This is a genomic window from Pseudoalteromonas luteoviolacea H33-S (assembly GCF_001625695.1).
GTDB classification, from domain to species: domain Bacteria; phylum Pseudomonadota; class Gammaproteobacteria; order Enterobacterales; family Alteromonadaceae; genus Pseudoalteromonas; species Pseudoalteromonas luteoviolacea_B.
In genome coordinates this window covers 33,690-55,384 of sequence record NZ_AUXY01000056.1, presented here as the reverse complement: position 1 = coordinate 55,384, position 21,695 = coordinate 33,690, and the positions used below count along the sequence as shown (strand labels likewise).

16 protein-coding genes are annotated in these 21,695 nt (G+C 40.7%); 10 read left to right on the top strand and 6 right to left on the bottom strand.

The features are described from left to right. The first annotated feature begins 125 nt into the window (after positions 1-125). The gene (locus N477_RS06155) at positions 126-1,574 is read left to right on the top strand and encodes a hypothetical protein (RefSeq protein ID WP_063362363.1); all 1,449 of its coding nucleotides are present in this window, start codon (positions 126-128) and stop codon (positions 1,572-1,574) included. Between the two features lie 202 nt (positions 1,575-1,776). Here the strand turns inward: N477_RS06155 and N477_RS06150 are convergent, their stop codons facing one another. Together N477_RS06150 and N477_RS06145 are read right to left on the bottom strand one after the other, a co-directional pair. Further along, positions 1,777-3,888 carry a TonB-dependent receptor gene (locus N477_RS06150; RefSeq protein ID WP_063362362.1) on the bottom strand — a complete coding sequence of 704 codons (2,112 nt, stop codon included), beginning with the start codon at positions 3,886-3,888 and terminating at the stop codon, positions 1,777-1,779. A 12-nt stretch (positions 3,889-3,900) separates the two neighbouring features. Continuing rightward, positions 3,901-5,340: a PepSY domain-containing protein gene (locus N477_RS06145; protein WP_063362361.1), complete on the bottom strand. Its 1,440-nt coding sequence runs from the start codon at positions 5,338-5,340 to the stop codon at positions 3,901-3,903. Between the two features lie 266 nt (positions 5,341-5,606). On the opposite strand from N477_RS06145, the gene N477_RS06140 reads away from it, so the two are divergent. The 4 genes from N477_RS06140 to N477_RS06125 are packed head-to-tail and all read left to right on the top strand — an operon-like array spanning position 5,607 to position 8,380. Further along, positions 5,607-5,891, top strand: a complete 285-nt coding sequence (locus tag N477_RS06140) for a YciI family protein (RefSeq protein ID WP_063362360.1) — start codon at positions 5,607-5,609, stop codon at positions 5,889-5,891. A 47-nt stretch (positions 5,892-5,938) separates the two neighbouring features. Continuing rightward, positions 5,939-6,856: a hypothetical protein gene (locus N477_RS25590; RefSeq protein WP_081216492.1), complete on the top strand. Its 918-nt coding sequence runs from the start codon at positions 5,939-5,941 to the stop codon at positions 6,854-6,856. Between the two features lie 3 nt (positions 6,857-6,859). Further along, positions 6,860-7,840 (top strand): hypothetical protein, encoded by a 981-nt coding sequence (locus tag N477_RS06130; protein ID WP_063362359.1) that lies wholly within the window; start codon positions 6,860-6,862, stop codon positions 7,838-7,840. Between the two features lie 51 nt (positions 7,841-7,891). After that, positions 7,892-8,380, top strand: coding sequence for a GNAT family N-acetyltransferase (locus N477_RS06125; protein ID WP_063362358.1), 489 nt, complete (start codon positions 7,892-7,894; stop codon positions 8,378-8,380). Between the two features lie 91 nt (positions 8,381-8,471). Here the strand turns inward: N477_RS06125 and N477_RS06120 are convergent, their stop codons facing one another. Continuing rightward, on the bottom strand, positions 8,472-12,473 hold the full coding sequence (locus N477_RS06120; RefSeq protein WP_063362357.1) for a hybrid sensor histidine kinase/response regulator: 4,002 nt from the start codon (positions 12,471-12,473) through the stop codon (positions 8,472-8,474). Positions 12,474-12,564: 91 nt separating this feature from the next. Between N477_RS06120 and N477_RS06115 the strand changes: the two genes are divergently transcribed. From N477_RS06115 to N477_RS26575, 3 genes are all read left to right on the top strand, one after another. Continuing rightward, positions 12,565-13,644: an HD-GYP domain-containing protein gene (locus N477_RS06115; protein ID WP_063362356.1), complete on the top strand. Its 1,080-nt coding sequence runs from the start codon at positions 12,565-12,567 to the stop codon at positions 13,642-13,644. Between the two features lie 14 nt (positions 13,645-13,658). Then, positions 13,659-14,780, top strand: a complete 1,122-nt coding sequence (locus tag N477_RS06110; protein WP_063362355.1) for a response regulator — start codon at positions 13,659-13,661, stop codon at positions 14,778-14,780. Positions 14,781-14,918: 138 nt separating this feature from the next. Next, positions 14,919-15,047 (top strand): hypothetical protein, encoded by a 129-nt coding sequence (locus N477_RS26575; protein WP_269199993.1) that lies wholly within the window; start codon positions 14,919-14,921, stop codon positions 15,045-15,047. Between the two features lie 443 nt (positions 15,048-15,490). On the opposite strand, the gene N477_RS06105 is transcribed toward N477_RS26575, so the two are convergent. Further along, positions 15,491-15,709, bottom strand: coding sequence for a DUF1289 domain-containing protein (locus tag N477_RS06105; RefSeq protein WP_063362354.1), 219 nt, complete (start codon positions 15,707-15,709; stop codon positions 15,491-15,493). A 269-nt stretch (positions 15,710-15,978) separates the two neighbouring features. On the opposite strand from N477_RS06105, the gene N477_RS06095 reads away from it, so the two are divergent. Together N477_RS06095 and N477_RS06090 are read left to right on the top strand one after the other, a co-directional pair. Then, the gene (locus N477_RS06095; protein WP_063362352.1) at positions 15,979-17,412 is read left to right on the top strand and encodes an MATE family efflux transporter; all 1,434 of its coding nucleotides are present in this window, start codon (positions 15,979-15,981) and stop codon (positions 17,410-17,412) included. 69 nt (positions 17,413-17,481) lie between these two features. Further along, a complete protein-coding gene (locus tag N477_RS06090; protein WP_063362351.1) occupies positions 17,482-18,825 on the top strand; it encodes a serine hydrolase domain-containing protein in 1,344 nt (447 codons plus the stop codon). 41 nt (positions 18,826-18,866) lie between these two features. Here the strand turns inward: N477_RS06090 and N477_RS06085 are convergent, their stop codons facing one another. Together N477_RS06085 and dld are read right to left on the bottom strand one after the other, a co-directional pair. Continuing rightward, the gene (locus tag N477_RS06085) at positions 18,867-19,802 is read right to left on the bottom strand and encodes an endonuclease/exonuclease/phosphatase family protein (RefSeq protein ID WP_063362350.1); all 936 of its coding nucleotides are present in this window, start codon (positions 19,800-19,802) and stop codon (positions 18,867-18,869) included. A gap of 166 nt (positions 19,803-19,968) precedes the next feature. Continuing rightward, a complete protein-coding gene (gene dld, locus N477_RS06080) occupies positions 19,969-21,684 on the bottom strand; it encodes a D-lactate dehydrogenase (protein ID WP_063362349.1) in 1,716 nt (571 codons plus the stop codon). Positions 21,685-21,695 lie beyond the last annotated feature (11 nt).

The following is a 21,695-nucleotide window of genomic DNA, read 5'->3' as shown; positions in this document are numbered from 1 at the left end:
TTAGTATAGTAAGGCTATATTTTTATGAGTAAACAAACGCGATATTAACTTTACGATACTTTATATTTATATATATTTCAGTATGAAGTACAGTTGAAAAAAGAAGTAATTTACAAGGACGTAGTATGTTAGAGAAACTTTTCCAAAGTTATTGTGTTAGAGCCGATGTGAGTACGAAAATCTTTGGTATAAAAGTGATGCTTAAACGTTTGCTCTATCTTAAAAGTCCGCTGGTTGCAAAGCAGGATATGGCCTTTCTTGATTTGGTGCTTAGATTTCCTGATGAACATAAAGGCTTTAGTGAGGGAGCACAGGGTCATAGAAAGTGGTGGTTAGGTGCAAAGCCTTTGCCACCGTGTCGTTATGTAACAACCAAACCAACATATGACGACTTATGTAGCTTCTTATTCGTAATGGGCGCACATCACTTAGATATTTTTGAGGCGTATATCCAGTCTTCTTTCTCAAAAGATGTGCAGCGTTTATTTGTAGGTACTTCGAGTGCAGAATATTCGCCAATCAACAGTGACGTTGATCCAATGGATTATTCTTTGGTTACAGAGGTTTTATCTAAAGGATGGTATCCGAGGTTAAAAGTACTGTGGTTAGGGTCTACGGAATTACTTTTTAATGGTACTTGGTCCAATGGCTCTGTGGGAGATGTGACAAAGCTTCTGAAGAAAATGCCGAATTTGTCTAACTTAGAAATATCTGGATTCTTTAAGTTAAATGAACCAATAGTGTTAAATAATCTCACATGTTTAGATATTGAGGTTTTGCACGGCCTTAAACGTAAGGCCTGTCTCGAGCCAAGCCTTGACTCTGTGCAGAATTTACTGAGTTCAAATTTCCCAAAGCTGAAAGAAGCGCAATATTTTTTGCAATGTGAGGGTGATTTGACACGAAATCCTGGCTACATATTTCCAAAGGTATTTTTGGATATGTGCTCGCACCCCTCACTTCGAAAGTTAACATTGTCAGGCTTATTTCAAAAAGGAGAAATAAAAAAGTTACAGCAAAGCCGCTTAGGTCAAAACCTTGAGACATTCTACCATGACGCCTTAGAAGCTTATATTTTAATGGTTCATATTGAGCGAGGGCGGGGTTTAACCTTTATAAAAGCAACAGCTTATACCCATACAGAACATGCTGAGTTTACTGCGCAGGAGGTGTATGAATATCAAGTCGAACACGATGCAGGTGTCTGTCAAATAGAGTCTGTGTACCAAAGCGTTGTGAGCCTATTAAAAGCGCATGAATTGTTTCCTGCACTCATTGTTGTCCGTGATGACACATTTTTACTTGATAACAATGGTGACACACTTGGAAGCGGTATTTTTAACCAGTTATCGCATAGGGATAATGCCCCTAATGTTTTAGAAATCATGAATTCCATTGGAACAGCTGAACGCTCAAAGATAAAAACGCATAACGTAGGCTGCAAACAATTGCTATATACGAAGACGTCTGGGTATGAAGATGAATATGGTGACTTTGTATTTGATAAATGGTTGGAAAGTGGCTTCCTTGATACGATGCTGCAAGGACAGCAATTTCATAACGATTTCCATTAAACTAAACTTATTGGTGATCACTATTAAATATGGTCACCTATTTATAGATATATTGAAGCGCCTATTGGTTTGTAAAACTGTGGCTCATTCCTCTCTTAAAACGCTATTTATACTGTATCTGTTCACATAAAGGCTCAGTAAAAAGTGTCCGGCATTTCAGCTGGACACCAAATTAGCTTGCTAATGTTTTATCCCTTAAACCTTAAAAAGAATAGTCTAAGCCAATATACGCCATACGAGGACTACCAGGCTGTATACGCTCTCGGTTATAGCGGATCTCAGCTTGTAGGGCATATGTTTTATCTGTGATATTAGCGACTCGAGCATGCACTTTAAGCGCGTCATTGACTTGATAGTTTGCTTTTAAGTTTGCAATGGTATAACCGCTATATTCTTGTGAGTTTTCCGAGTCCATCCAATAGTCTCCGATGCTTTTTATTTCAGCAGTGATATTTAACCCAGAAATAATTTGGCTGTTGTAGTTTAAACGGAAGTTAGCCACATATTCAGGTGCCATTACTAGGCTATTACCAGACAGATCGACTTCTTTACTTTTTTTCGTTTTGTAGTCAATTCGCCCCTCATCTTGGATGTAATGATCAAACTTATGATTCGACTGGCTGTAAGCTAACGCAAGAGACCAAGCCGGTGAAAGGGTGTAAGTGGTGCCAAATTCAAACCCTTGATGTTGCACTTCAGCGGCATTAACGCGAAGACTTGAACCAAAGTCATCATATGCGGTGACAATGGCATCTTTCACATCCATCACGTAGTAAGCAAGTTCAACAGAAACTTTGTCAAAGTTAGCTTTATAGCCAATTTCATAGGTGTCTGATACTTCTTCATTTAATGAACTTAGCTGCGCGCTCGTTTCTTTCGTTTTTAAATGATACAGCTCTGAGAACGTGGGGATGCGTATTGCATTGGCGTAGCGTGTATAAATACTAGAATGCGTGTTTAATTGATAATTTAAACTGGCTTTAGGGCTCAGGTGCTCAAATGTATCATTGCGACTGGCGATAGAGCGATTACCAAACCCATCATTATCATAGACCGGAACAGCATTACTGAACTCATATTTGTTATGGTCATAGCGCAAACCAACAGCGTAATTTAGGCGCTCTGTGATCTTACCTAAGTGCTGAATATAAGGCGAAATACCAACAAAGGTCGTTGCATCATCATAAAAAACATGGCCTTCTGGGTATGTCGCCGCAGCCCATCCTGTGGTTGTGCGTGTTGTTGGTTGATAGGAGTAGGCATCTCCCTCAGAGCGTTCCAGATCGATACCAATGGTTGTTTCAAAATCAGTAGTATGTCTGAAGTTAGTTAATGCAAGTAGACCAATTGAGTTCACACTAGATTCAATTTTAGGCATATTTGGCTGCCACGTAGCTATGTAGTCGTTGTTGCGGTAACGAAGGTAAGGGATCACTGAGGCATAAAAGTCATTGTCTTCGTATGTGTATTCTGAGCTTAGCCTAACATAATCAGTTGTGCGGCGAGGGTCGATAGCTAGAACTTCAGTAGGCAGACCAGCTTGAGCTGGGTCTTGTAAAAGTTCATCTTCTTCAAGTGCATCTAACATTTGTTGGTCTAGGGTAGATGAAATTAAACTTGTTTTGATACTTTGCTTATCATCTATTTGGAATTCATGTAGTACATTAAACTCCGACTTTTTAACGCTACTATGAGCCCGCCACCCATCATTATCTAGATGTGCAGCGCTTACTCTGATGCCATTGGTATCTGATATGTTATGCGTTACGCTGCCGCTTAATCTCTGATAACCATGCTCACCCAATGTGATTGCAAGGTTGTCATTTTCGTTACTCACTGGCGCAGAAATGACATTGACGGTTGCGGCAACAGCACCTGAACCATACAGGCTGGTTCCTGCACCTTTCACTACTTCTAAACGAGAGAGTGAGGAGTTTGTGCTTGCCCACCAAAGCGCATTGTGATTATAAAAAGCCGCGGATTGTAGAGGCACGTTATCTTGAAGATAGAGAGTATAACCTCCAAAATTAATCGGCATACGTATAGCGGCATTATGACCTTGTCCTCCGGATAGTTGATTCAGCAACACACCAGAGATGGTTTCGAGTGACTCGGACACATGCTGTGCGTTGTCGTTTTTTATTACTTCACTTGATACACTGCCGACACTGAGGGCTAAATCAGTATTTGCCTTTGCAGTTCTGCTGGCTGTAACGATGATTTTTTCAATGTCATCGCTTTGTTGCTGAGCGTATAGCATATCAGCTTGTAAAAGTGCGACGGCAATGAGGGAATAAGAAAAGCCAGATTTCATTATGCTTGTTCCTTAGTTATTTTCTAATAATTCGTTATTTTTTAAGTTACGTTGCTGTTTCGCTCGGCGCTGGCGAAGTGATCTTGAAACGTACATGTATGTACCTGTTAATGCAACAAATACGAGACCAAGGCAGATCAACGCAATGATGCTATCACGTATGCCTTTGCCAAGCGGGTTTAAAAAGTGATATTTGTGCAGGTAACCAAAATGCCAACTACGTGCTTTTTGCCAATTGTCATTGATGGCAGCAATATAGCCTGTATGGATCTCGACACTGTAAAGTACCTCTGGTGAATGCTCGAAGCTTATTTGTTGTACAGGAAGTCGCTTATTTACAAACCCATACGTTGGTCCAAATTTATCCACTTTCTTTTCATGATTAATTTGTCCTGATATCTCTAGTTGGTCGAGCAACACAGAACGTGCAACACTTGTGTTGTCGAATCGTGTTTTTTGTGATTGCCAGTATGAAAAGCGCATCTTTTGTTTTTCAAATTGAACGATTTGGCTGACTACTTCACCGTTAATATTTAGTAATTGAAAATTATCGCCATTGGCGCTGCGCATTGCGTTTATGGGGTCGTGATTTATATCACGCGTGACAATGCTGTTTGTTGGTATTAAGGCTCTAAATTCCTGTATGAAGAATTTATCAATTAAAATGTGGGTGCTACTGCTGGCAAAACCAAGTAGGGATAAACTAAGAACTAACCCAGTACCTCTGTGCAACGACTTTGCAGATCTTCTTTTGGATTTAACTTTGAACCATAGCAGGCTGTATGCGACTAATCCAAACAAAGCGACAATACATAAAGCGATGCTTACGAATAACATTGGAATAAGTCTCCAGGGGCTATGTCGATCCCCTGCAAATTGCCATGTATGTAATTGCTTAAACCAATACGAGAGGGATTCTCTAAGGGGCGTGTTATGTGCGGCTATACGCTTTCCAAGCGTGTCAATGTATAAGTTGTTGCCATTATCAAGTTGCACGCGATAAACCGGCAATATTCTATTTATTTCGGGATAAGCCGTACTAAATTGTGTAATGATTTGCGTACTTTGAATACTTTGCCCGCTCCAGTTTTGAGCCAGATATTTGGCATATTCAATGTCAGTAAGAGGAAGTTGGGTGTTATCAAGAGGGAGGTAATGCACTTCCAAGTCATTAAGAGATTGCTCCTGCACCTGATAAAAATAGCGTTCTTTGTATTTTATAAGGCTTGCATGACTAAAGCTGACAATGCCATTTTGTGTCAGCGCCTCTTGGATATTTGTGTAACTTTGTAAATCTTTTATATCTGCAACAACCAGATTATTTTTTATTGTTGGCGCTTTGGCAAAGTGTGACATTGCAGGGTGGAGCAGCCCTGAAAGCGCCCATATAATCAAAGGAACTAGGCTACATAATGCGAGCCTTTTATGCCATAGCAGCAGGTGTTTGAGCATTTTATTGTTATCATATTAAGGATAATTCGAGGATTATATGTAATAAATTTGCTGCTGATAATGTGACAAATTGTCGCATGACTTTTCGACTCTTATCATTAGTGTCAAAATCTCATAAGTTGTAAGTAATTGTAAAGTAGCTATATACAGGTGACATTTCGATTGATACATTAAAGTGAACCAAATTGGGTACTAACTTTGAAGTACTAGTAACTTTTTGGGAAGCGCAATGAGTGCGCCCAATAAATAATAAAAAAGGAACTCTCATGTTTATCGTCACGCTTAATTATCTCGTTGGATTATCTGAAGTCGAGAAGTATTTACCTTTACATATTGAATATTTAGATCAATGTTATGACGATGGTATTTTTTTAATGTCTGGCCCTACTGAACCCCGTACCGGAGGCGTTATTTTAGCCACCTCACCCTCCAAAGAAGTACTGGAACTTGCCCTAAGTGAAGACCCGTTTTTTAAAACAGGTATTGCTGAATATAATATCACTGAGTTTGTGCCAACAAAATCAATGAAGGAGTTAAATTATTTGATATAGTTCACTGCAGGTATTTAGTGTAATGTTACAACAGGGAGGTTGTTTTAATGCAGAGCTTATTATTAGACCAGTTACATCGAGTGACTCAGGGGGTTGGACACCTCAAGCGTCATATTAACAAGCACTTTATACTTTTCAAAGATTCTGGAATAGGCCCTTGGTTTATTTCATCTTCTAATCACTCCAAAATTAAAGAGTTTGATGAGAAACATTATTTTGTGATCCCATTTGTGCAAGGCCAGTATGGCGTTGCTTTGCATACCATAAGAAGCCTTCCTCCCTGCATACCTGAAATAAAAACCTTACCAAAACGTCGAGTTTTTCACTTTGCCAATGAACATGCTGAAACTTTGTTATCGGAAATTTTGTCTCAGCAGGCAGAGTCTTTGGTAAGAGTTAAAAAAGCAGGCCAAGAGAGTCAGCTGGATAAATTAGCCAATGATATTGATGCGCTAGATACTAAATTAACTTATGGCATGTTTGTTGTTGGTGGGTTGTCAGCCTTTTTAAATCCAGCTGTGGGGGCTGCAATCGCTGCTAAAGCTGCGCTGCCCAGTATTACTGGGTTAGTGAATAGGCATGGTATTCGCCCTCTCGCTGAAAAATACTCGCAAAACTATTTAGAAAAAGAGATTCAGTCCGCACAAGAGAAAGTCTTAGAGGAGTTCAGTGAAGGGGATACGATAAAACTAGTTAACCCTATGTTATCACGGCTTGAAAAGGCACTGCAGACGTCTGAGCAAGAATATGATCCACTACTAGATGAAGCATTTTATGGCAGCAACTTAGGCATATTGGAAAAAGATCAGTGGGCACTTCTGACAGTTGAAGCATTGTCACATGTTTATCAAGAGATCCTAGATTCCCCTCAGCTACATAATCAAGCATGCCTTGGTGAAGAGGATATTCGGTGGTTAACATACCTGTTTGATGGTTATTTAACACCAGTTAAAAGTCGGGGGTAATAAATGTGCCTGTTTAATCAAAACACACTCATACATGGCCTATTGTGTTTATTACTTAGTTTTAGTGCCAGTGCGCATGTTGAAATACATTCAAAATTAGAAAACGAGCGAGATTGGCAAAACAGAAATGCCGTCATGTTGCCTTCGGGAGATGTTGTTGATCTTAGAGTGGAAGCACCTGAAGGGGCACTGATTAAGTGGTTTCAAATTATTCCAGATACAAGCCAGTATTATAAAAATGCGAATCATCCTTGGGAGCCACAGCCCTATCAATGGTCTGGCTTTGGGGAAATACATTATCAGAAAAAGCATCTTGAGCAGTTTGATGATAAACAACATATAACGGTATCGCCCGCATGGTTAAAGCACAATAACGTATTTAATTCACCATATTATCAGAGTGAGGCGGGGAGTTTTTGGTTTGAAGTTGAAGTGATTGATAAGGGTGGGCGTAAATTAAAGAGTGTGGGGTTAGACAATAATGATCACCGAGGGCTGAATAAGCAGGTTTTAAGGGTTTCTTTTACGCAAGGTGACGGTTATCTAGGTCTCTTAAGCAGCTTTTTTAACGTGCCAGCGATATTTGGCTCAGTTCCTTATCAGAGCCAACATTATTTGGGTGTCGATTGCGCGGATGTACTTATGGCGGCAAATGCAATCAAACGCAATGGCAAAGTATATGACCGAAATGTCGCTTGGTTGGTGACCAACTTGAGGCATAAGGCTAAGTTAGTAGCGTTTAGCGGTGAAAGTACTCGGTTGAGGTGGGGAAAAGATATCTCTCCAGGTGATTTTATTGCAGTTAGATACCGTAAAAATGGCCAATTTGCACACATAGGCGCTTTAAACAAAGACAGTAACCGTAATGGGATATTAGATGGTGAAGATTCCGTCATGCATGCTGGACCAAATGCTTTGAGCTACGCGACGCTTCAAGAAGCTGGCTTTTTAGGGGAGGTTGTCATACTCGACAATCAAAATTAATGACTAACGTGGTATTAATGCCGTTAATTTAAAGGTGAAATTGAATTCAAAATGATTAGAGAAGCAAGATCACAAGATGCGCAATGTCTAACTGCTTTGGCACTTCAGGTTTGGTTAACAACCTATACAACAGATGGTATGAGAGATGAATATGCTGCTTTTGCACTGGCGACGTTTACGCCAGATTATTTTAAGAAAATCATAAACAATAAAGACAACAAACTATTGGTTTATGAACGCGATAGTGCGGTTTTGGGGTTTTTGTTGATTAACTTCACCTCGCATCACCAAGGCCAAGATAACGGGTTTGAAGTTGAAAAATTGTATGTGCACAGTGGATTTCAAGGGCAGGGTATTGGTAGACAATTACTAGACGAGCTGTCAAAGCGTTATGGGGATAGATACTGGCTATATACTTGGGTTGAGAATGATTCAAACGTGTTTTATCAACGATTAGGGTTTGAAAAAATTGGCGAGATAAGTTTTCAATTTGCAGGGCATGATATTCACAACAACGTGTACCGCAGTCCAACTAACTAGTTATGAACCTGCGTTTATTATGCGCATAAAATCAGTTTAAACACCCCAAAACGATGGGTATTTTAATAAAATCGCAAGACCATTACGGGTGCTATGCTGATTGCTCTAACAGTTTTGCTATCACTTCTCTGGCTTGGTCGAATTCAAAATCCTCAATGAGCTCAATTAGCTGTGCAGATGTTGATTCATCAATTTTATGATGCCCTTTGAGCTCATGCACTTTTTCAATTGACTGAGTGTCACAACTGAGCAGCAGCTCCTCTAATTCAAGGAAATCATCTCGTGTAATGGTCAGGCTTACCACGTTTGATGAGGGCGGTGGTGGAGCCTCTTCATTATGTAACTCACTTAATTGTTTGTGTAAACCTCTCAAGTAGTCTGTCAGTATTTCGACGGATTGGGGGGCCACTTTTTGCTGATTGGCAATCGCATGCTCAATGTCAGATGCTTGTTTTGATAGGTTGTCGATACATAAGTTTGCGCTGGCGCCTTTTAACGAGTGTGCAATACGCTCAGCATGCTCTAAATCACCTATGACGAGTGCTTGATTTAGGTTGATAGTTTCTTCAATCTGATTTCTGGCAAACTTTTTAATGATACTCCAAAACGCTTTTTCATTACCGCCTAAGCGCTTTATTGCACGCTGAATGTCAACACCTTCAAGCTCAGTCTCTTTTTTAGCGTTTGTGTCTTTGACTTCACAGGGGGGATCCACTGCAATAGGGGGCAGGTGTTCAGTTGGGCTCGATGTTTTATACAAATGGCTGTGGAGGGTTTGAGCCATTTGATTAAAGTTGATGGGCTTACCTATATGCCCATTCATGCCAGCGGCTTCGCATTTTTGTAAATCTTCCTTCATTACATTGGCGGTCATGGCGACTATAGGAAGTGCGTTATACTGACTAAGCTCGCGTATTTTCTTAGTCGCTGTATAGCCATCCATGACAGGCATTTGAATATCCATAAGGACAATGTCAAAAGTATGTTTTTGTACCATCTCGACAGCTATTTGACCGTTGTCTGCAATAACTACATTGAGATTTAAAGAGCTCAGCATTTCGTTCGCAATTTCTTGATTGGTGCTATTGTCTTCGACGAGTAGCACTTTTTGTTGCTCAAAAGTCGGTGCTACTTGATTTATTTGCTCTGTGTTATTCGAGCTAGTCGATTGCTCTGAGAGGTTGAATGACTCCATAATCGCGTCAAGTAGCACAGATGCATTGACGGGCTTCAATATAATGGCATCGATTAAATCATGGATTTCTGAGTTCATACCAATATCTGTGCCGTAGGCAGTGACAAGCACGTATTTTGGTTCTTTTGGTAGTTCAAGGGAGCGAATATGCAAAATAGCGTCTATGCCGCTCATATTTGGCATTTTCCAGTCCATAAAAATGATGTCAAATTGGCTGCCTTGCACCAGTTCGATGGCGCCAGAACCACTGGCAGCGCAAGTCACATGAAACTTCATCGCTTTGAGTAAGTTTGTCAAGATTGCACGAGCGCTTTCATTGTCGTCAACGACTAATGCATGCTTACCAGCGAGCTGGCTGTCAGGGCAAATTACATTGGTCAATTTAGCGGATTGCAGGCCACAGCGTACAGTGAAAAAGAATTCCGATCCTTGACCTTTTTCGCTAATTACGCCAATTTCTCCGCCCATGAGCTCAACTAATTTTTTAGAGATACTTAAGCCTAAACCGGTTCCGCCATATTTTCGGGTGATCGAGCCATCGGCTTGCGAAAACGCCTTAAACAACTTGTTTTGCTGCTCTTGAGACATGCCTATCCCAGTATCTTTGACGGTAAATTTTAACGTTGTTTGCTCATTTTCTTGGGCGACAGTGCTGACCGATATGGTGATCTCTCCTTGCTCAGTAAATTTAATTGCATTGCCGCATAAGTTTATAAGGATCTGGCCGAGTCTAAGCGGGTCCCCGACTAGACTAATAGGAACGTCTGGAGCAATATCCAATAACATTTCCAAGCCTTTTTCTTGCATTCGAATGACATTGATATTGACCACATTATCCATGACTTCTTGAAGCGAGAAATCAATATTTTCTACTTCAAGCTTGCCAGACTCGATTTTTGAAAAATCTAAAATATCGTTGATGATGCCAAGTAAGCTCTTAGCTGCCTGATCAATTTTGTTGATATAACCGGATTGTTGGCTGGTGAGCTCTGTCCTTAAAGCTAAGTGACTCATACCAATAATCGCATTCATAGGGGTGCGAATTTCATGGCTCATGTTCGCCAAAAACTCGCCTTTGGCTGTACTCATTTCGTCGGCTTTATCTTTCGCCAATCTGAGTTCTAGTTCCATTTGCTTGCGTTCAGTCACATCAAGCAATAAACCAACAACGCCAGCTAGCTGGTTTTCTGCATTAGTAAATACAGCTTCATAGACAATAAAATTTCGGGGCTCACCTTCGGAGTTTTCAATTTTTATTTCATAGTGTTGGTTAGACTTTCCATCAATAAGGTCTTGGTGAGATTGCTCGAACACTTGCGCAATTTCATAATTAAAAATATCTTCAGCCGTGGCATCGAGTACATCGGCATCAAATGTACCGAAGTATTGGTGAAACACACTGTTTACGCCCAAATAATTACCAGAACTATTTTTGTAATACATGGGACTGGGTATGGCATCGAGAATTTTTTTATTTAGCTCTAGTTGCTCGACGATGCGCTTTTCTGCTTTCGACTGTAAATCAATATTTTGTGTTAACTGCAAACTGACTGCTAAGTCATTTATCACCGATTTTATCCACTTGTAATCTTGATCGGTGAGCTCTACGAGACTACCCAGTTCAAGTAAGCCAATGCTGTCGTTACTTACTACTAAAGGAAAGTAATAGAGCTCGCTGATAGAGAGCTTTTCGCCATTGAGTTCAATTGCATACTGCTCTTTCTCAAACTTCATGGAATAGGGTTTTTGCGTACTTAAAACATGAAAATGGATAGAGTCGTAGTTACTGTAAGTTCTGGCGCAGTTACTGCTGTAGCCCGTGCCTGCAACGCGTGTCAGGACTTTTTGTTCTTCAAAGACATATAAACCGAGTAGGGGAACAGATAAACGCTGTTCTAAAAACTGCAGTAATTCTTCACCTAACTCGTTTGGATTTTTCTTTCCGCGAAGGGCCAAGCCAAAGTCTTTCATGATGGTGTTGAATTCGAGTTGCTCGGACAAATCGTTGAGTAACTTATTCATTGATTTAGATAAATCGGAAAGGTCACCTTTGACGGTCTCATCCAGTGTAAAATTGTAATTACCCTGCTCAACATTACTGACCACTTGCTTTTGGATTGACGCAACGGGGTTGATGTATAGCTTCCAAAGCAGGTAAAAAGATAAGGCAATATTGATAAGCAGGATAAGGTTAAAGACATTCCTCAGCATATATGCAGTATTTAAACTATTTTGATGACTTGCTAACTCGGCATTTAATCTTGATGTGATGGATCTATGTGCCTCACCAATGGCTGACATAATCTTAGACTTTTCTACTAAGTAATTGTCACTGAATAGAATTTTTTGAGCGCTGATTAAATCAGGGCCTGAATCTTTAACCCAGTTACCATAAGTGTCTTTGTGTATGCCTTCAATTGCATTAAATGCACGGCGCTCTAAACTGACCAGCGAATTAGAGGTTGAAAGCGCATTTTGCATTTGCAGTAATTCAAAGTCTTGTGCGCCGAGTTGTTGAAAACGCTCTATGATATTGTGGCCATCATTTACTCTCACAAACTCAGGGATGCTTGAATGAGGCGCAGCTAGACTATCCCAATAATCATAGGTATTTGCGTTTTCTGCATGGACTTTTCCATCGCGCACTAACAGCGTGTAACTAAATAGCTTTTGCCATTTTTCGTTGCCAGTGACGGCGTAAGCTCTGGCAAAGTTTGTGAGATTGTCTGAGCTGAGCTTTAATTCATGGGATAACTCGGTAAGCTTAAACAGCTGTGTTTGCTTGTCAGATAGCGCATTAACCTCGGTGCGCACATAATGAGACATCAACCCGATCCCAATACTGACCAACAGCATTATTGAGAAGGTGATAAAGAAGCTGACTCGTAAACTTTTCATCTAATCCAGTCCGTGCTTGGCGTTTCAGTAATAATAGACCTATATTTTTTGTGTGGTGAACAATTGTGCAACAAAACATATAGAAGAAACTATGGATCAGCTCAAAACGGTGTTAGTAGTGGACGACGTGAAGGAAAACCTCGCTTTCATGACTGAAATTATTAAAGACAAGTATCGTGTTTTGGCAGTAAAAAGCGGTGAAGCTGCGATTTCAGTGGTTGAGAAAAACCATGTTGATATTATTCTGCTTGACGTAGTGATGCCAGAAATGAACGGGTATGAGGTAATCAAGTACCTGAAATCCCATGAAGTGCATCAAGAAATTCCAGTTATTTTCCTGACAGCAAAAACCAGCGTTGAAGATGAAGAGAAAGGCTTTTTGCTCGGTGCGTGTGATTACATTAATAAACCCATCAGTCCCCCTATCTTATTAGCCCGACTCAATACCCATTTATTAAATAAAGAGTCTAAAGATATTTTAAAGAACAAAAATGATTATTTGGAAGAAGAAGTGCAAAAGCGTACTGAGCAAATGTCACGTTTGCAGGACGTGACGATACAGGCCATGGCTAGCTTGGCAGAAACACGGGATCAGGAAACCGGTAATCATATTCGTCGTACACAACTCTATGTGAAACTACTTGCAACGATTTTATGTGAAAAAGACAAGTACAAAGAAATCTTAACACCAGAAGTAATCAATAACTTTTACAAATCAGCACCACTTCATGACATTGGCAAGGTGGGGATCCCGGATAATGTTTTGTTAAAGCCAGGAAAACTGACCGCTGATGAATTTGAAATAATGAAAAGTCATACCGTGTATGGCCGTAATGCAATTGAAACAGCTGAGTCGGCGTTGGGGCAAACGGATAGCTTTTTACAAACAGCAAAAGAGATTTCTCACTATCATCATGAGAAGTGGGATGGCTCAGGTTATCCGCAAGGGCTAAAAGGGGAAGAGATCCCACTTAGCGCACGTATGATGGCCATAGCTGATGTGTATGATGCGTTGATAAGTCGACGGGTTTATAAAGACGCGATGGAGCATGATAAGGCCATTGCAATTATGCGAGAAGGGCGAGCGAGTCATTTTGATCCAGAATTGCTAGATGAGTTTTTGGCAAAAGAAAATTTGTTTTTTGATATTTCTCAGCAGTATCGAGATTAGTTTTTGGGGGGCGTATGTCGTACTCAATTTTGTTAATCGATGATGATGAAGTAAACCATGACATTGCGAAAACAATGCTAGGTGAATCTCATGAATATTTTTCGGCTTATAACGGAGAAGAGGCGTTAGCCTTATTTGGTGAGCGAAAATATGATGCGATTTTATTGGATGTGGTGATGCCTGGCATGGATGGTTATGAAGTATGTAAGGCCATTAGGGATGCGCCTCAAAACGCAAAAACGCCCGTGTTGTTCGTGTCTTCCAAAGATGACATTGAAGATAAATTAGAAGGGTTTAAAGCGGGTGGCGATGATTACATTACCAAGCCATTCGATGTAGAAGAGTTAAGTTTTCGTATCGACCGCTTAGTTAAATATAGCTGTGAGATAGACACTTTGAAAGTGAGCTGTGAAGCGGCTGAAGAAGTCACCATGACAGCCATTACGAGCTGCAGTGAGCTTGGCTTGTGTTTGGAGTTTATAGAGAATTCTTATCAATGTAACACACTTTCGGACTTATCGAATGCGATGTTGGCAACGTGTCAAAACCTACACTTACACGCGTCTGTTCAGCTTGGGTTATTAGGTGAGTTTCGTGATTTTAGCAATTGTGGAGCGATTAACCCACTAGAAAGTGAATTACTTCGAAAAGGCAGGGATAGCAAGACTGTTATTAATATTGAAAAGCGTAGCTTTTTTAATAGTGCCTACTGTTCGCTGTTAATCAAAAACATGCCGATTGATGATGAGGAAAAATACGGACGCTTTAATGATATTTTAGCTTTAGTTGTTAGGGGGGCTGATGCCAGGCTAAAAAGTTTAGAAACTAACATCAAAGCAATTCAAGCTAAAAACAAAGGGCTGAGAGAGTTAAGTCAGGTAGCAAGCAGGGACTTAGAAGACATAGAGCAAGTGTTTAAAAACTACCACAATGCATGCCAAGAGTTAGTTGAGCGGCTTATCTTTGATGTAGAAGACTCTATGATGTCGTTTGGTGTGAGTGATGCGCAAGAGCAGACTATTAGAGAAACACTAGACAGTGCCAAAGACGACCTGAAACAAATCCAAGAGCATTCTGAAGATATGTCAGCGACGTTCAACGACTTTTTTATTAAGCTCGATAAACTAATTGATTAATATTTGTTGTTTTTATAACTGCTCCTGCTTATTTAAAAATATTTTTTACGTTGTTTATTATAAATAAAATGCCAGTTTGACATTTTACTTCTCTATCTATACTTTATTTTATAGCGTTTTTATTGGTTGGAGTAGTAAATGCAAAATGACACAAATATACCAAAAGCTCTGTTGAAGTATATTTCGGGAGGCAGAGGGGCAGGCTGGTTGCCGGATGAAAGGCCTGACAAACCGAAAGAAGGCGATAAAGAAGAAAAGTCAGATTGATTTTGAGTCAATATGCCGTTTCTTCTTTTAATTTATATAGCCTTGGTATAAGTGTGAAGTAGGTAATATGTGTACGAAAATGAAATCATTAGAAGCGCAGTCTTTCTTTGAGTATCATTTAACCCTATTTGCTATCCTTATTCTTTTTGCGATTATTATCATTCCTGCGTGTAGACTGGTTTTAAATTGTAATTTAGAGAGGAAGAATGTGTTTTCACTGCTTTCTCAGTTTACATCCCGACATGTTGCTAAAAGTAAACTAGAGATGAGCTTGCTGTTTATTGCATTGTGCTATTTCGTTTATTCTTTAACTCTGTTTTTCATTGAATTTTGTTTTCGGTCTTGAATGTTGATATTAATAGCTATAATAAAATTGTTTATACTTTTATATTAATGAAGGTTCACTTTTTCCTGAGCTTGAGAGGCTGAGCAGATATAAGCCTCTAAATGCCTTTCATTGTTTTGGCTTGGCGCCTTTGTTGCTCTCTTATTTTACACCTGTTCAGAATCTGTTGCTTTTCATCTTCACTTTTTCCGCTCCAACCAACAATTTCATCAATGCTTCTCAAGCATCCGATACAAATATCTTGGCTATCTAAGCAACAGTTGCGAATGCAAGGTGAGGGGGATTGTTCTTTGGATTCTGACGTTTTATTGGTCATAGGGTACTGCTTTAACGGATGCTGCCGTTATTATTATGACGCTTTTTTGAGCCTGATAAAAGTCTGTAATGTCATTTTGTCTATTGGAGTGGAAGCTTTGTCTCAATTTCACGCTGTTTTGTCGAGTTCTACATTTTTCTAGGGAACTATGAAAGAAACCACAAGTCTTCATACTGTGTGTACATAGACTGATGAACAAAGGCTTAGTATACAAATCATAAATAATTACTCTGCAAAGAAAAATAAACGCAAGGAGTTGGCCACACAACATGGCAAGTGTTCAATCACAGGATTTTAATAGTGCACCTAGTCAACCTTGCGCTAAGCAACGTGCAAGGGCTGTAAAGAGGCGCTGGATATTAACTGGGTCAACCAGCGCAGTACTAAAGCAATTAACGATACCTATGCTCTTCGCTATTTTGGCGCTGTTTAGTGCAGACTTAATTGAGTTATATTTTGCATCTCGATTGGGCGTGGAAGAGCTAACTGCGATGAGTTATACACTGCCTATTCAGGCGACTTTGTTTGCTTTTGCAATCGGGCTTGGCATCGTTGTCGCGACGCGTTTAACACAGGCACGCCAAGTTGAGGAGCTTGCTGCGGTGAGCTTGATTTTTACCGTGCTTGTCGGTGCCATATTGGCGTTGTGTATTTGGCTAAACTTGTTGCCAATATTGAATTTACTCGGCTTTTCAGATTTTGCTCAACGAGATGATATATGGGCACCCCTTAAAAGCTACATGCAGTATCGTTTGAGTGCTGTGGTGTTCTTTTTCCTTGTTATGGTCATTTTTGGGGTTTTACGGGCGTTCGGTAATATGCGCGCGGCAGCGCAATTGTTGATTCTATTTTCATCGGTCCAAATTGCGGTAAGTGCAGCGCTGTTCTCTCCTTGGGCTACATCTAATATGGCGTTAACTGGCTTAGAAAAGCTGGGGGTAGCGCATTTGGTTGCAGCAGTGATTGGTTGCATCTGGGCTTTATATCTTTTGGTCGTCAGAGAAAATATTTCAATCAAAGTTAGTTTACTATCGGTACAAAGCCGTCAAGGGTTTCGTTGTTTAACGCGCCTGTTAGTCCCTATCGCGTCGATGCAATTACTAACACCTATCGCACAATCTGTATTGATGGCGATTGTCGCTTCACAAGGCAGTGATGCGGTTGCAGCATATGGTGTTGTGATGCGTCTTGAGCCTCTAGCATTGCTATTGCCTATGGTACTCACGACTTCTTTACCTATTTTTGTTGGTCAAAATTGGGAGGCGAAAAAGTCGTTACGAGTTAGGCGTGGCATTAAGTTATCAGTTCTTGCCTGTATTTTGTGGCAGGTTGTTGTCTCTGTAATACTTTTTAGTGCAGCAGATTTATTGGGTGTGGGGTTCTGTAAACAAACATTTGTCAGTAGCTCAATCGAACTTGCTTTGACAGTTTTGCCTATATCTTACGTTACATTGGCGGCTGCCATGTTGTATGTCAGTTGTTGCAATGCCACAGGTCGAAGTCTGGCGGCACTTAATGTCAGCATTATTAGGTTATTTGGTTTGTCGATCCCGTTTGCATTTTTAGGGGCATATATGGCTGGTTTTACTGGGATTGTATGGGGTCTAGCACTTGCTAATGTTGTATTAGGCTTAGGGTTGCTGGTTTATTGTGTATCTCAGCGTGAGCAATTAAGCCTCTCAAAGGGCAGTGCTATCAGTTAACCTAGATGTGTTTTGTATTTATTGTTCAGTTATTCGTCATAGCATCGAAGAATAATAAAAGGCATAAATATGAAACAAACAAACTTTTTACTGGGGAGTATTGCATCGGTTGTCTTGTTGAGCGGCTGTAATTCAGACCCTAATGTACTATTAGGTTACAGTGCTAACCAGCTATGCTCTAGACACTTTATCTCCGAAGAGCCAATTGAATTTATTAAGCAGCGCGTTATCCCCGAGGCACTTGGGGCGGTGCAGGGCGAGTTGCAACTGGATATTGATAGCACGGCTAAACAAGTATCTCTGTCGACTCAAATAGATGGGTCGACATTAACTCGCACATCTGTCTTTCGTGAAGGCTTAGGTTGCACTTTGCTTCATGACTTATCACCTGCACAGCTGCATGCACAAACCGCGGATCTCGATTTTCCAGCGCCATCACCCAGTACACCAATTAATAAAGCGCTTCGTCCTGATATTTCACTAGACACGTTTTTCGCAACTAATCATAAAGACTACTCTTGGAGTGATAACACCTTTGCGGTCGCTGTTATGCACAAAGGTCAGCTGGTTGCACAGCAGTATGATGAGTTTCATAATGGCGGATCACGGATGCTAAGTTGGTCTATGGCTAAGACCTTAACTGGGTTGATGACAGGGCTATTGGTCGACCAAGGAAAGCTAACTTTGGAGCAGCCACTGCGTTTTGGTGAGCACGTTATGACAGTTAAAAACCTCATGAATATGAGTTCTGGTGTCAAATGGGCTGAAACACCGGATATTCATGGATATGAAGACTTAGCGCCTATGTGGTATCACACTGGGGATTCGGTTAATTATGTTACGCAATTGCCAAAAGCCTATCAGCCAGGGAGTCAATTTGAATATGCCACGGGTACAACTCAGCTATTAAGTCGCGCATTGATGGATGCAGCAGGTGGTGATATTCAGTCACTCAATAATTTATATCAAAAACATTTTTTCGCGCCATTAGGTATTAATAATGCAATCGCAGAGTTTGATGAAGCAGGTAACCTCAGAGGCGGTGCGAGAATGTTTCTAAGCGTCCATGACTGGCTCAAAGTAGGTCAATTGTTCATCGATAATGGCCGTTGGCAGGGGGAACAAGTTGTCTCTGAAGCTTGGTTAAAAGAGGTGATGATGAGCAATGGCGTTGATAAACATTATGGTGGTCAATTGTGGCTCAACGATATGAGTTTTTGGTTGCCTAAATTACCAATAGATACGGTGTCACTTCGTGGACATCGCGGTCAGTACGTTGTGATCATTCCATCAAAGCAATTGGTTGTGGTGCGCTTTGGTGCTTATGGTGCAGTTGTAAATCAACATATTGGTCTGGCAAATAAACGTTTGTTCAAGTCAGTACTGAATGTGATTGAACAGTTAGAAAAATAAAGGCGGGCAGTATTGAATTGTCCGCCAGTATTAAACTGAACTTAGTTTAAATCAATGCTCAGTGCACAGTGGTCACTGAGCATTTCTTTTGGCTTCATATTATCAAAGTAGTGGAACTTCACACTGCCTTGCACATACTTTTGCTTCAATGTGTTTGATACCAAAATGTGGTCGATTGGTGCAGGGTAGTAAGGGTGACACCCTGTTAGCATTTGGTTGGCATTGAAGAAGGTTGCTTTAGACAAGTCGTTTGGCGCCTTGTCTGCAAGCCCATTAGGGTAGTATAGGTCACGACTCACGCGGTTATATGGTGCGGTTAACCTGTGGTTAAAATCCCCAAGCACGATGAAGTTTGCTTGTTCAGCGCTTTTTGTTTCGACCCAGTTGTCCAGTAATGGCACTTGCTTGGCTAATAATTTACATGACTTTTTGTCTGAACGACGATAGTCATCTACGAAGCAGCCACTTTTCAAGTGCACATTCAACAGGTCAAGTGTTTTACCTTGGTAGCCAATTTGGACTTCTAAGCCACTTCTTAAACCCATTTGTATGTCAGAAAACTGTTTATGATGAACGACTTTTTCAACACTTAGAGGCTTTTTCACAGCAAAAGCGACTTTTTGCTGTGTTGATGTCAACCCATTGCCACGACATGTGTAGCTTGGGCTGTCTTTTCTGTCAGATAAAATGAGCTGCCACTGCGACTTGTCAAAAACAGTCTCTAGTGCTTGGATAGAGCCCACTTCTTGAAAAGCGATAACATCAGCATCAAGTGATTTTGCATAGTGTTGTAAAGCGGTGATCTCTTGCTCAGTTCTTGGTTTACAGCCTTTGCTGTTATCAGCAGCAAGATGCTCAATATTCCAAGTGACAACACGCAGTCCTGTATCTAGTTTTTCGTTTGGGTTCGTTGCGTTACAGGCACTGGTAAGTAGTGCACATAGTGCTAGTGCACTGACTTTGAAAGTATGATTCATAATTCTAATAACTTGAATATTTCTAATAGCGATATAGTGTATCAAAAATATTGCAAATAGATTATATAAATATTTTTATTCATCGCGAATAAAGGGTCATTTAACTCAGTGGCGAGCAAATGGCGTGAAGCGCTGCAATACTTGTTAAGTATTGCAGCGAAAAAGACTATTTATCAGCAGGTTCATGCCAGTGTTTACACTTACTGGTTTTGCCGATCCCCGGGTTAAATGAGTTAGTTGGGTCAAGCTTTTTATAAAAAGACTTTAATGCGTCTTTGGCGAAATATTCGTGTCCTACGTTATGCTCTGCTGGATATTCAGCACCGCGTTTATCGAATGTTTCTAAGATTTTATTTTTGACAGCTTTTGCATCCACACCAGGCTTCATGATGTAGTTTTGATGCATAACATGGCAGAAAAGATGGCCATAATAAAGTTTTACAGCAATTTGCTCATCAATTTCAGGAGGTAATTGCTCAAACCAATCTTGTTCGTTACGAGGGAAGGCAACATCAATGGTCATGATTGCGCCCATCTCTTTGCTGTTCATAGTTTGCATTCGGCCAATCGCGCCACCAGCGACAAAGCGGTGCAAAATGGCTTTTTCCCCTTCATCTTCGGTACACTCAAAGTAACTCCCCTCATTGGTTTTGAAAAACTCATCAAAGTAAGCTTTGGCTTCAGCAACACCAGCGTTACTCATTTCCACAATCCAGTGATGTTCATAACGGTCACGATATTCATCCATGCGCTTTGGCAAGTGATTTGGCCACAGGCAACTTAAATATTGCATGATGCGGTCTGAAAACTTGTTGGGTAAAAACTTAAAGTTATCAGCAATGCGATCCACGGTGCGTTTGATACCAAACATCTTTGGAATGTATTTAGAACCCAGTTTGTCGATTACCAAAAAGGTATCTTTACCGTATTTCTTGGAGGCGTCATAACAGTCTCTATGTAGGTATTCCCCTGATACCGGTAAGTTGTCAAACTTAGATAAAATGTCACGGCGTATTTGCGCTAAAACGGCAGGGTCATTCGTGCCCACATAAAATACTTGATGCTTATCAGGAACAGGGTAAGTGTCTAATCTCACAGCAAAAACGGCAAGTTTACCAGCGCAGCCTGAAGATTCATAAAGACGACGCCCATCATTATTGAATCTCGAAGGGGTATCGGCATCAACATCTCTTACACGCTCATGGTATTCATCATCGGATGCGCGCAGCTCTGGGAATTGCACATCGGCATCTGTGTAATTTTGTTCTTGCAAATTAGTCAGGATTTCCTCGGGCGTACTCCCAAGGTTTATACCGAGATTATTAACCAGTGATAAGTTTCCTTGGTCATCTATTTGTGCGAATAAAGATAGCTCAGTATATGCGGGGCCTCTTTGCACTAATGCACCGCCTGAGTTATTACAAATCCCGCCAACAATGGATGCACCAATGCATGATGAGCCGATCACAGAATGCGGTTCACGACCATGTGGTGCCAATGTGTCCTCTAGACCAAATAACGTGCTACCTGCTAGGCCAACGATTTGTTTGGCATTGTCGATAAGCTGGATGCTATCAATGCGCATAGTGCTGATGATGACAATAGGGCGATCATAATCCTTACCATCTGGTGTAGAGCCGCCAGTCAGACCAGTATTGGCGGCCTGCATGATGACAATAACGTCTGCGGCAACACAGGCTTTAAGTGCTTGCCAAATTTCCAATAAAGTAGCGGGTCTTATTACTGCTAATGCTTCGCCTGAACCAAAACGAAATCCTTTGGTGTATGGCTGCTTTTTAGTGTTATCGGTTAGTACAAAGCTGTTACCAACGATAGACTTGAGTTTTTGTATAAGGGCGGTATTTGAAGCGTTATTGGTCATGCTGTTCTCGG